This is a genomic window from Litoreibacter ponti (assembly GCF_003054285.1).
In the GTDB taxonomy this organism is placed as follows: domain Bacteria; phylum Pseudomonadota; class Alphaproteobacteria; order Rhodobacterales; family Rhodobacteraceae; genus Litoreibacter; species Litoreibacter ponti.
The window spans coordinates 190,851-201,074 of record NZ_QBKS01000001.1 but is presented as its reverse complement, the minus strand read 5'-3'; the positions used below and the strand labels follow the sequence as shown (position 1 = coordinate 201,074).

At 66.4% G+C, this 10,224-nt stretch carries 12 protein-coding genes; 5 read left to right on the top strand and 7 right to left on the bottom strand.

Going from position 1 to position 10,224, the window contains the following annotated elements; genetic code table 11:
- Positions 1-30: 30 nt before the first annotated feature.
- The 3 genes from C8N43_RS01075 to C8N43_RS01065 form a co-directional block, all read right to left on the bottom strand.
- Complete coding sequence (locus C8N43_RS01075) at positions 31-369, bottom strand: sarcosine oxidase subunit delta (protein ID WP_107843856.1); 339 nt, start codon at positions 367-369, stop codon at positions 31-33.
- Positions 370-450: 81 nt separating this feature from the next.
- Positions 451-648, bottom strand: a complete 198-nt coding sequence (locus tag C8N43_RS01070) for a hypothetical protein (protein WP_107843855.1) — start codon at positions 646-648, stop codon at positions 451-453.
- A 147-nt stretch (positions 649-795) separates the two neighbouring features.
- Positions 796-2,040, bottom strand: a complete 1,245-nt coding sequence (locus C8N43_RS01065) for a sarcosine oxidase subunit beta family protein (RefSeq protein ID WP_107843854.1) — start codon at positions 2,038-2,040, stop codon at positions 796-798.
- Positions 2,041-2,237: 197 nt separating this feature from the next.
- Between C8N43_RS01065 and ruvX the strand changes: the two genes are divergently transcribed.
- The 4 genes from ruvX to C8N43_RS01045 are packed head-to-tail and all read left to right on the top strand — an operon-like array spanning position 2,238 to position 5,479.
- On the top strand, positions 2,238-2,699 hold the full coding sequence (gene ruvX / locus C8N43_RS01060) for a Holliday junction resolvase RuvX (protein ID WP_107846180.1): 462 nt from the start codon (positions 2,238-2,240) through the stop codon (positions 2,697-2,699).
- Positions 2,696-2,923, top strand: a complete 228-nt coding sequence (locus tag C8N43_RS01055) for a DUF1289 domain-containing protein (RefSeq protein WP_107843853.1) — start codon at positions 2,696-2,698, stop codon at positions 2,921-2,923. Before ruvX ends, C8N43_RS01055 begins: the two co-directional genes overlap by 4 nt.
- A 60-nt stretch (positions 2,924-2,983) precedes the next feature.
- Complete coding sequence (locus C8N43_RS01050; RefSeq protein WP_107843852.1) at positions 2,984-4,348, top strand: TrkH family potassium uptake protein; 1,365 nt, start codon at positions 2,984-2,986, stop codon at positions 4,346-4,348.
- 36 nt (positions 4,349-4,384) lie between these two features.
- Positions 4,385-5,479, top strand: a complete 1,095-nt coding sequence (locus C8N43_RS01045; RefSeq protein ID WP_107843851.1) for a THUMP domain-containing class I SAM-dependent RNA methyltransferase — start codon at positions 4,385-4,387, stop codon at positions 5,477-5,479.
- A 57-nt stretch (positions 5,480-5,536) separates the two neighbouring features.
- Here the strand turns inward: C8N43_RS01045 and C8N43_RS01040 are convergent, their stop codons facing one another.
- The 3 genes from C8N43_RS01040 to C8N43_RS01030 are packed head-to-tail and all read right to left on the bottom strand — an operon-like array spanning position 5,537 to position 8,245.
- Complete coding sequence (locus C8N43_RS01040; protein ID WP_107843850.1) at positions 5,537-6,298, bottom strand: hypothetical protein; 762 nt, start codon at positions 6,296-6,298, stop codon at positions 5,537-5,539.
- Complete coding sequence (gene dusA, locus C8N43_RS01035; protein ID WP_245912865.1) at positions 6,295-7,281, bottom strand: tRNA dihydrouridine(20/20a) synthase DusA; 987 nt, start codon at positions 7,279-7,281, stop codon at positions 6,295-6,297. Before dusA ends, C8N43_RS01040 begins: the two co-directional genes overlap by 4 nt.
- The gene (locus tag C8N43_RS01030) at positions 7,268-8,245 is read right to left on the bottom strand and encodes a GlxA family transcriptional regulator (RefSeq protein WP_158269883.1); all 978 of its coding nucleotides are present in this window, start codon (positions 8,243-8,245) and stop codon (positions 7,268-7,270) included. The genes dusA and C8N43_RS01030 overlap by 14 nt, the downstream gene beginning before the upstream one ends.
- A gap of 106 nt (positions 8,246-8,351) precedes the next feature.
- On the opposite strand from C8N43_RS01030, the gene C8N43_RS01025 reads away from it, so the two are divergent.
- Complete coding sequence (locus C8N43_RS01025; protein WP_107843847.1) at positions 8,352-9,530, top strand: MFS transporter; 1,179 nt, start codon at positions 8,352-8,354, stop codon at positions 9,528-9,530.
- Here the strand turns inward: C8N43_RS01025 and C8N43_RS01020 are convergent.
- Positions 9,500-10,183 (bottom strand): fumarylacetoacetate hydrolase family protein, encoded by a 684-nt coding sequence (locus C8N43_RS01020; protein ID WP_107843846.1) that lies wholly within the window; start codon positions 10,181-10,183, stop codon positions 9,500-9,502. The two genes, C8N43_RS01025 and C8N43_RS01020, sit on opposite strands and share 31 nt — an antisense overlap.
- Positions 10,184-10,224 lie beyond the last annotated feature (41 nt).

Sequence of the window (10,224 nt, the reverse complement as noted above, 5' to 3'; positions counted from 1 at the left end):
TCCGGGGGCCGTATTTTGGGAACAAAGAAATCATGAGGTGCCCAGCCAGTCGTCAAAGGACCATCCGGGGCGCTTGGCCGCGATCGTGTCGAGCATCGCTTGCGGGGGCGTGGAGGTCTGGGCGGTGTAGGTGCCGAAGACCTCGAGCGTGGTGGTGCAGCGGGCGGCGTGGAACCACTTGCCGCAGCCATTGGCGTGGCGCCAGCGCTCGAAATGCACGCCGCGGGGGTTGCGGCGGGTGAAAAGATACTGCTCGAAGGCGTCGTCGTCGGAGCCTACTGTTTCGCGCTTGAGATGCGCCTCGCCGCCTGCGTGAAGTTCGGTCTCTTCGGCGGCGACGCCGCAATAAGGGCAGGTCAGGACCAGCATGATGCGCTCCTTTCACGCACGAAAACGGCGGGCGCGAGGGAGCGCCCGCCGTCTTGGCGAGGTTGTGAATATCGGTGAGTTTTAGCCGTCTGTGGCGGGCGCCGCAGGTGCGGTTGGGGCCGTCTCTTCCAGCGCCGCAGGGGCTGGGGCTGCGCCGTCTTCGGGGACGGTGCCGGTGCCCAGCATGGCCAAAACGAGGACAAAGAGGCCGATGAGCACGGCTGCCACCACGAGTCCCGTGGTGCCGACGCCTTCGTTGTGAGTGGTGTAGTCAGACATTGGAGTACCTCCTTTGGTGAGGCCTCCATCATCGCGCGGTGGGCCCATGGCTCAACGGGCGTGGACGATGCGCGCCGATTTGGGCGGCGGCTGGCCGGAATGGCCGCGCGCGATGCGCCGAATTGTGCTGAGCAGGAAATCGCCATGTCAGTGCGCCACCCCGGCAGCGACGCTTTCGTCGATAAAGCGGCCCTCGCGGAAGCGGTCGAGGCCGAACTCGGCGGTAAGCGGTGAGTGGCCCTTGGCGACCAGCTCTGCCATGGCCCAGCCGGAGCCGGGGATCGCCTTGAACCCGCCGGTGCCCCAGCCGCAATTGATAAAGCAATTGCCCAGCGGCGTCTTGGACAGGATGGGCGAGCGGTCGCCCGTGACATCCACGATGCCGCCCCATTGGCGCAGCATCTTCAGGCGCGACAGGATCGGGAAGGTTTCGTTCAGCGCGCGCACGGTTTCCTCGATATGGTGGAAGCTGCCGCGCTGCGTGTAGTTGTTATGGCTGTCCGTGCCGCCGCCGATCACCATCTCGCCCTTGTCGGATTGCGACAGGTAGCCGTGCACCGTGTTGGCCATCACCACGATGTCCATGCAGGGCTTGATCGGCTCTGACACCAGCGCTTGCAGGGCCACGCTCTCGATCGGAAGGCGGAAGCCCGCGAGCCCCGCCACGTGGCCGGAATTGCCCGCGACGACGATACAGAGCTTGTCGCAGTCGATCTCGCCCTTGGTGGTGGTCACGCCCTTGACCGCGCCCCCTTCGGAGCGGACGGCGGTGACCTCGCATTGCTGGATGATGTCCATGCCCATGTCGGAACACGCCCGGGCGTAGCCCCACGCCACCGCATCATGGCGCGCGGTGCCGCCGCGGGCCTGCCAGAGCCCGCCCAGCACCGGGTAGCGCGGGCCATCGATGTTCATGATCGGGCAGAGCTCTTTGACGCGAGCCGGGCCGATCCACTCGGTTTTCACCCCCTGCAGCGCATTGGCGTAGGCCGTGCGCTGGTAGCCGCGCACCTCGTGGTGGGTCTGGGCCAGCATGATCACGCCGCGCGGGCTGAACATGACGTTGTAGTTCAGGTCCTGGCTCATGGTCTCGTAGAGCGAGCGGGACTTCTCGTAGATCGCCGCCGACGGATCCTGCAGATAGTTCGAGCGGATAATCGTGGTGTTGCGCCCTGTGTTGCCGCCTCCGAGCCAGCCCTTCTCGATGATCGCCACATTCTTGATGCCGTGATTTTTGCCTAAGTAGAAGGCCGTCGCCAGCCCGTGCCCCCCTGCCCCAATAATGATCGCGTCGTATTTCTTCTTGGGCGTGGGCGAGCGCCATGCACGCTCCCATCCTGTGTGGTAGCGGGCGGCCTCTCGGGCGATGGCGAAAGCGGAATAGCGTCTCATGGGCGGCAGCCTTTGGGCACAGATCAACGGTTTGCTTTTGCGACAGATCGGGGCCGCGCGCGGGGCCCTATTCGGCACAACATTGTCCAGTTGCGACATGGCAGGCAAGCGCGGGCGCAAGGTGGTGGACCTTTCGCCACAGGCTGCGTATTGCGGGGATCGAAGGAGCGCGGATTTTGGGCGAGATTTACGACGATATGGAGGGCTTTGCCGCCGCACTGCCGCCGATGCGGGCGCTGGCCGGGCTGGATCTGGGCACGGTGACGCTGGGCGTGGCCGTGTCGGATGTCTTCTTGTCGGTCGCAACGCCGCTTGAGACGATCAAGCGCCGCAAGTTCACCGTGGACGCCGAGGTGCTCTTGAAGATCACCACGGCGCGCGACATCGGCGGGCTTGTGCTGGGGTTGCCGCTGAACATGGACGGCTCCGAGGGGCCGCGCGTGCAATCGACGCGAGCCTTTGCACGCAATCTGGCGCGACTGACGGAGCTGCCGATCGTCTTCTGGGACGAGCGCTTGTCCACCGTGGCGGCCGAGCGGGCGTTGCTGGCGGCGGATACGTCACGAAAGCGTCGCGCGGAGGTGATTGACCACGTGGCAGCCGGGTTTATCCTTCAGGGAGCGCTGGACCGAATCCGGCATATAAAGGCAGAAACATGAGCAGTGAGATCTGGCAGCGCGACGAGGTGCAAAGCCCGTGCGTCAAGATATGTGTGGTCCACCCGGCAGAGCGTATCTGCACCGGATGCCTGCGCACCATCGACGAAATCGGCGCATGGTCGCGGATGAGCAATGACGCCCGCGCGGCCCTGCTGGAGGAGCTGCCGTCGCGCGCCGCCCGGCTGAAGGTCCGGCGCGGTGGGCGCAAGGCACGGATGGGCTAAACGGATCGCGGGAACCTAATCCCGGTTGGGGCGTTGACGTGAAGTTGCACGGGCCCTCGCATGAAAACCGATCTTTCGACCCATAATCCTGTCTGGCGCGCGCTTGTGCGACTGCGGCTGGCCGCGGACAACACCGAGCCCGCCAAATTGCTGCTGATCGGCTACCTGTCCTACATGCTGATCGGCTTTGCCTTGCTGTCGCTGCCCTTTGCGCAGGCCACGCCGGTCGCCGCGCTCGACGCGCTGTTCATCGCCACCTCTGCGGTGTCGACGACGGGTCTGGTCACCGTCGATCCCGGCACGAGCTTTACCTTCTTCGGGGAGCTTGTGGTGCTGCTTTTGATCCAGATCGGGGGCTTGGGCTACATGACCATCGGCTCCTTCGCAGTGCTGGCGCTGCAGGATAACCTCGGCAAAATGCGCGCGCGCACGTGCCGCGCAGCGTTCAACCTGCCGGAGGATATCTCGCCCAAGCTGTTCCTGCGCTCCGTGGTCATCTTCACCCTGATCTGCGAGGCCATCGGCGCGGCGATCCTCTATCCCAAATTCGCCGCGGCCGGTGTCGACAACCCGCTATGGGCGGCAATTTTCCACGCGGTATCAGCGTTTTGCACCGCGGGGTTCAGCCTGTTCTCGTCCAGCCTTGAGGCCTTTCGCGGCGACTTCACCGTCAATGCAACCATCTCCGCCCTGAGCATCTTCGGGGCGATGGGCTTCTTGATCATCGTCGATTTGTGGCGCACCCTGATGGGGCGACAGCGCAACCTGGGCTTCACCTCGAAGGTCATCTTTAGGCTGACCATGCTGTTCCTGATCCTCGGCACCGCCGTTGTGATGGTCACCGATCCCGGCATCATCGCCCTGCCCGCCGAGGAGCGGATCATGACCGCCTTCTTCCAGGTGATGACCGCGGCCACGACGGTGGGGTTCAACACCTATCCCATTAGCGAGCTGTCCATGGCGGTGTTGCTGGTGGTGATGTTTTTGATGGTGATCGGGGCGTCGCCCGCGGGCACGGGCGGGGGATTGAAGACGACCTCGTTTGCGGTGCTGATCGGGCTGGTGCGCTCGACCCTGAAGGGCCGCGACGAGGTGCGCTTCTTCAAGCGCCGTGTCCGGTTTGAACAGTTGCAGACCGCCACCGCCTCGCTGGTCTTCTATCTTGGATTGATGGTCGCGGCGCTGTTTTGTTTGCTGCTGACCGAGCCTGCCCTGGACTTCGCGGCGCTCTTGTTCGAGGCGCTTTCCGCCATGGGCACGGTGGGTCTGAGCATGGGCGCTACCGGTGAGCTGTCGCCCCTGGGCAAGGTGGTGATCATCGTGCTGATGACCGCGGGGCGCGTGGGCATCCTGACCTTCGGCATCGCCCTGGCCTCGCGCGATGAGAGCCGCGAGGAAGAGCGCGACAATGAGCTGGTGATGTAAGTAGCGTCCCGCGCCCGCCTGCCCTATGCAGGCCCCATGGAAGAGTTCGAGATTTTCGCCGCCGCCCCGCCGGGACTGGAGCCGATGCTGCTGCCGGAGTTCCGCGCCCTTGGCTACAAGGATGCGCGCTACGGCCCCGGCGGCGTGACGATGGTGGGCACGTGGGCCGACGTGTGGCGGCTGAACCTGGAGTTGCGCGGCGCGAGCCGGGTTCTGGCGCGGATCGGGACGTTTCGGGCGTCACATCTCAACGTGCTGGCGCAGCGCGCGGCGGAGTTTGACTGGAATGCAGTGCTTCCGCGCGGGGTGGCCGTGCGTGTCGAGGTCACCTGCGCTCGCTCGAAAATTTATCACGAAGGCGCCGCGAAAGAACGGATCGGCAAAGCGATGGCCGGCGCAGGGTTGCGCATGGAAAGCGAGGCCGAGCTGCGCCTGCTGGTGCGCATCGAGCGCAATGTCGTGACGCTGAGCCTCGATACCTCAGGCGCACTTTTGCACAAGCGCGGCCACAAGGAAGCAGTGGGCAAGGCCCCGATACGCGAGACGATGGCTGCGTTGTTTCTGCGCGCGATGGGCTTTGATGGCACGCAGCGGGTCATGGACCCGATGTGCGGCTCCGGCACGTTTCTGATCGAGGCCGCCGAGATCGCCTGCGGCGCGCAGGCGGGACGGTCGCGGGATTTTGCGTTCCAGCACTTCGTTGGGTTTGATGCTGAGGCCTTCGCGGAGATGCGCAGATCACTTGGCCCGGTCACTGGCCCGCCCCTAGCCTTCGGTTCTGACCGGGACGCGGGCGCGATCCGCTCCGCCTCGGCTAATGCCGCGCGCGCCGGGGTAGAGGAGTTGTGCGCCTTTAGCCACCACGCGGTGAGTGACGCGAGCCCCCCGGATGGCCCGCCCGGCATTGTGATCGTCAACCCGCCCTATGGCGGACGTGTGGGGCAGAAAAAGCAGCTGTTTGCGCTGTACGGTGCGCTTGGCAAGACGCTGACTGCGCGGTTTGGCGGCTGGAAGGTCGGGATCATCACGTCCGAGCCGTCCCTGGCAAAAGCCACGGGTCTCAAACTGATGCAAGGGCCGAAAGTGCCCCATGGCGGGCTGAATATCTGGCTCTTCCAGAGCCAGCTTTGAGCCACGCCAAAGTCTTATGAAGACTTTGGGGCAAACTTTTCTAAAAAGTTTGGCGCGTCACGCGAGCCACTGCGCGATGTCGCGTAATTCCGGGCGGAAATAGGCGATCATGCGACCCTCGGGCGGGGCAGTCTCGCCCTCGCGCCATGGCGCAACACCGTGCAGGGCAAGCCTGTGGATCAGGTAGGCTTCGCCGGGGCGGGCGCGGATCTCGATCCGCTGACAGCGCTCGAAACAGCGCTTGCGCGCGGCGTGATAGGTGTCCGTGAGGTCCTCGCCGGACCATGTCTGCGGGTCGATGCCGTCAAGCCGCGCGGCGAAGGCCGCGCGCATGATCTCGTGGCTGCCCTCCCAGATCACCATCGGGCTGGCGGTGCTGTCATTGAGCGGCAGACCCAGCACGAACGCGTGCGGCTCGCGCAGGTAGCGACGCTTCAATGGCCCCTCGGGCAGCAGCCCGTCGACATGGGCGGCATCGCGGTCGCGGCGGAAACGGAAGGCGGCGTCGCTTTCCGCGGAGGACTTCTTCGGGTAGCCGGGGTAGATCACGGAGACCTGCGCGCGGTCGAGCGGCGCCATTAAGCCCGTGTCCCGCAAATGGTCAATCGCGGCGCCGCTCAGCGCCGGGCCGCCTTGCAACTGGGCCGTCTCGTCATTCGGTAGCAGGTTGACGCCCACGAACCATGTCCCGCCACAGCGCAGCCAATCGCGATGGAGTGTTTCGTCGCGGGTGAGCGGGACGGCGATCCGGCGCGCCTGCGCGGCCCAGTCGGCGACGGCCTGCTCGAAGGAAAACAGCCGCCAGCCGCGATCGCTCATGCGGCCTGCGCCATCGCGACGGCGCTGAGCGCGTCCAAAAGCAGGCCCGGGCCTGCGCCGGGCTTATGTGCGCCTTCCGACAGGATGCGCCGCCAGCCTCGCGCACCGGGCTGGCCCGCAAAAAGCCCCAGCATGTGGCGCGTGACCTGGCCAAGTTTGCCGCCCTCGCTCAGATGCGCCTCGATATAGGGCAGCATCGCGTGGACCACATCGGCGCGGCTGCGGGGCTGTGGCGCGCAGCCGAACACGCGCGCGTCGACCTCGCTCAGGATGTCCCAGGGCTGGTGATAGGCGGCGCGGCCATACATCAGCCCGTCGAGCGTTTCGAGATGCGGCAAGCCCGCCTCCAATGTCTCGAGCCCGCCGTTGAGTGAGATATGCAGCTCGGGAAACCGCTCTTTCATCGCGTGCACCAGATCGTAATCCAGCGGCGGAATATCGCGGTTTTCCTTCGGGCTGAGCCCCTGCAGCCACGCTTTGCGGGCGTGGATGGCGATCCGAGAGACGCCCGCGTCGCGGATCCGGGTCAGGAAATCGGGCAGCACCGTCGCGGGGTCCTGGTCATCGACCCCGATGCGGCATTTCACGGTGACTTCAACGGGTTGCGCCCTGATCATCGCGGCGACGCAATCGGCCACAAGGCCGGGGCGCTCCATCAGGACGGCGCCGAAACACCCCGACTGCACCCGGTCCGACGGGCAGCCGACGTTGAGGTTGATCTCGTCATAGCCGCGCTCGGCGCACAAAGTGGCGGCCGCGGCCAGTTCGGCCGGGTCCGAGCCGCCAAGCTGGACCGCCACAGGGTGCTCTTCGGGGGAGAAGTCCAGCAAATGATGCGCCCCGCCGCGCACCAATGCGGGCGCGGTCACCATCTCCGTGTAGAGCAGCGCGCGGGTCGAGATCAGGCGGTGGAACACCCGGCAATGCCGGTCCGTCCAATCCATCATCGGCGCGACCGAGACTATGGGGTCAGCGTTCAACATGCTGCCCATATGGACCGGATTGCGCCGGAATTGAAGATGCGGCGTCGTCGCGGAAGAGGCGCGCGTAATCGGCGGCCCCCACGCCGAACCGCTTCTGGAACGCGCGACGCATGCGTTGCAGATCGCCGAACCCCGCCTGAACGGCGACGGATTTCAGCGGCAGATTGGCCGACAGCAAACCGCGCGCGTGATCGAGCCGGGTACGCTCGACGAATTGCGCGGGCGACAGGTCCATGTCCCGCCGGAAGCGGCGCGCGAGCGTGCGCGGGTTCAGACCGGCCTCCCCCGCCAGCGTCTCAAGCGTCCAGTCGCGGTCGGGGTGCGCGACGACCGCCTCGATCACCCCCGCGAGACTGTCGTCGTCGCTGATCTGGCCGGCGAGGTGGATGGCATACTGGCTCTGCCCGCCGGTGCGGCGCAATTGCACGACCAGCTCGCGCGCGACGGCAAGCGCCACCTCACGGCCAAGATCGCTGCGGATGATCGCCAGGGCCAGGTCGATGCCCGTGGTGACGCCCGCCGAGGTATAGATCTTGCCGTCCTCGGCATAGATGCCGTCGAGATCCCAGTTGACCTGCGGATACCGGGCGAGCTGCGCCTCGCGCGACCAATGGGTGGTCGCGGTCCGCCCGTCGAGCAGGCCCGCCTGCGCCAAGATCAACGCGCCCGAGCAGATCGAGATCAGCCGCCCTTGTCCCGCGGCGCGGGCTCTGACCTGCGCCATCAGCGCCTCGTCGGACAAAAGCGGGTCGACCGCACCGCCGGGGATCAGCAGATCGGCGTCCGACGGCGCGAGGGCGGCGTCCGGGGTGATCTGCATCCTGCAGCCCGCCCGCACCGCCTTGCCGTCGCGGGTTACGAAGCGGTGGCGGTAATGCCCATGGGCCGACGCGAAGGCCTGCACCGGGCCGGAGACGTCCAGCAGGTTGACCCCGTCGAAGAGCAGCACATCTATCTTGCGCATGGGACGATCTCGCAGATCAGTGTTGTCCATTTTTGACGCCTGTTTGACATTTCAGACATAGTGGATCGCCGCTAAAGGTGGAGCTGTCAAGACACAGGAGCGCGCCATGACCCGCGATACGATCAGCTATATCGGGCTTTTATCGGCCAACACGCTTCTGGGCGCGGCGATGCCGATGCTGATCATTCTGGGTGGACTGGCGGGCTTGATGCTGGCCCCCTCGCCTGCGCTCGCGACCTTCCCGCCTTCCGTGCAGACGCTGGCGGGGCTGGTGGCGGCGGGGCCGTTTTCGCTGTTGATGGGCCGGTTCGGGCGGCGGTTCGGCTTTGTCGTGGGCGGCGTGCTGGCCAGCATCGGCGGGATCATGGGGCTGGTCGCGCTGTTCCAATCGAGCTTCGTGCTGCTCTGCGCCGCGCATATGGCGCTTGGCGCGGCGCTGGCGTGCTTCAACTACTTCCGCTTCGCCGCAGCCGAGGTCGTGCCGGAGCGCTGGCAGCCGGTGGCGATCTCGCTGATGCTGACCTCCGGCCTGATCGCGGCCTTCGTGGGGCCGCAGCTGTTCATCGTCGCCAAGGACCTGTTCGCGCCGGTGCCGCTGGCGGGTGCCTACGCCGCGATCTCGGTGCTGTGCCTTGTGGGGCTGCTGCCCCTGCTGGCCGTGCGGATCAACGGCGCCGGGCCCGCACCCGCCAAGCTCAATCTGCGCGCGTCAGCGGCAATGATGGCGCGGCGTGAGGTGTGGATCGCGGTGCTGATGGCGGCCACCTCGACGGGTGTGATGGTACTGCTGATGGCCCCGACGCCGCTGGCGATGGTCAGCTGCGGGCTGTCGGAGACGCTGGCGGGGGACGTGATCCGCTGGCACGTCGTCGCGATGTTCGCCCCGAGCTTCTTCACGGGCTTTGCCATCAAGCGGTTCGGCGCGCGGGTGATCGTGGGGCTTGGGCTTGCGCTGCTGGGTCTCTCGGCCCTGTGGGCGGCAAGCGGGCTGACGCCCACGCATTTCTACGGCGCGCTGATCGTGCTCGGCCTTGGCTGGAACTTCGGCTTCATCGGGGCGACCACGATGCTGACGGCGGCCACCGCGCCCGAAGAGCGCGCGGTGGTGCAAGGGGCCAATGACACGGTCGTGGCGCTGGTCGCTACGCTGTGCGCCTTTGGCGGCGGCGCGATCGTGGCGGGCTTTGGTTGGGCGGTGCTGGCGCTGGCGGCCCTGCCGATCCTTGGCGCGAGCCTTGCGGCGCTGCTTTGGCCTCAGCTCAGGGTGACCGAGACCTCGCCATAGCCGTCGATGCCTGCGCTGAGGCTGTCGCCCGGACCGATCGGTCCGACGCCCGCGGGGGTGCCGGTCATGATCAGATCGCCCGGCGCTAGGGTCACGAGCGTGGAGAGGTGCGCGACACATTCCGCAGCGCTCCAGATCATCTCGGACAGATCGCCGTTCTGACGGGCCTCACCCCCGACCTTCAGCCAGATGCGACCGCTCTCGACCGGTGCCGCGAGCGGGTGTAGCGGGCCCAAGGGCGCGGAGTTGTCGAACCCCTTGGCCATGTCCCACGGGCGGCCCGCCTTCTTGGCCTGCGCCTGCAGGTCACGGCGGGTCAAATCGATCCCCACCCCGGCGCCCCAGACATGGGACAAGGCGTCCGCCTCGGCGATATTGGCCCCGCCCGTGCCAATGGCGAGCACCAGCTCGACCTCGTGATGCAGGTCCTGCGTGGCGGGCGGATACGGGATCGTGGCGGCACTTGGCACCACGGCATCGGCGGGCTTGGTGAAGTAGAAGGGCGGATCGCGCTCGTCATTGCCCATCTCGCGGATATGCTCAAGATAATTGCGCCCCACGCAGAAGATGCGGCGGATAGGGAAGCGGCTGTCGCTGCCCGCAATGGCCGCGGAGGCCTGGGGCGGCGGGGCGATGATGTAGTCGGTCTGCATGGGCTTGGTCCTTTCGTCTCTGCCCCCTCTTACGCCGGGAC

Excerpts from the sequence above, each read along its gene's own strand:
- C8N43_RS01070 (WP_107843855.1), bottom strand. The coding sequence starts at position 648 with ATGTCTGACTACACCACTCACAACGAAGGCGTCGGCACCACGGGACTC.
- C8N43_RS01040 (WP_107843850.1), bottom strand. The coding sequence starts at position 6,298 with ATGAGCGATCGCGGCTGGCGGCTGTTTTCCTTCGAGCAGGCCGTCGCC.
- C8N43_RS01055 (WP_107843853.1), top strand. The coding sequence starts at position 2,696 with ATGAGCAGTGAGATCTGGCAGCGCGACGAGGTGCAAAGCCCGTGCGTC.
- C8N43_RS01075 (WP_107843856.1), bottom strand. The coding sequence starts at position 369 with ATGCTGGTCCTGACCTGCCCTTATTGCGGCGTCGCCGCCGAAGAGACC.
- C8N43_RS01065 (WP_107843854.1), bottom strand. The coding sequence starts at position 2,040 with ATGAGACGCTATTCCGCTTTCGCCATCGCCCGAGAGGCCGCCCGCTAC.
- C8N43_RS01050 (WP_107843852.1), top strand. The coding sequence starts at position 2,984 with ATGAAAACCGATCTTTCGACCCATAATCCTGTCTGGCGCGCGCTTGTG.
- C8N43_RS01045 (WP_107843851.1), top strand. The coding sequence starts at position 4,385 with ATGGAAGAGTTCGAGATTTTCGCCGCCGCCCCGCCGGGACTGGAGCCG.
- C8N43_RS01025 (WP_107843847.1), top strand. The coding sequence starts at position 8,352 with ATGACCCGCGATACGATCAGCTATATCGGGCTTTTATCGGCCAACACG.
- ruvX (WP_107846180.1), top strand. The coding sequence starts at position 2,238 with ATGGAGGGCTTTGCCGCCGCACTGCCGCCGATGCGGGCGCTGGCCGGG.
- C8N43_RS01030 (WP_158269883.1), bottom strand. The coding sequence starts at position 8,245 with ATGCGCAAGATAGATGTGCTGCTCTTCGACGGGGTCAACCTGCTGGAC.
- dusA (WP_245912865.1), bottom strand. The coding sequence starts at position 7,281 with ATGTTGAACGCTGACCCCATAGTCTCGGTCGCGCCGATGATGGATTGG.
- C8N43_RS01020 (WP_107843846.1), bottom strand. The coding sequence starts at position 10,183 with ATGCAGACCGACTACATCATCGCCCCGCCGCCCCAGGCCTCCGCGGCC.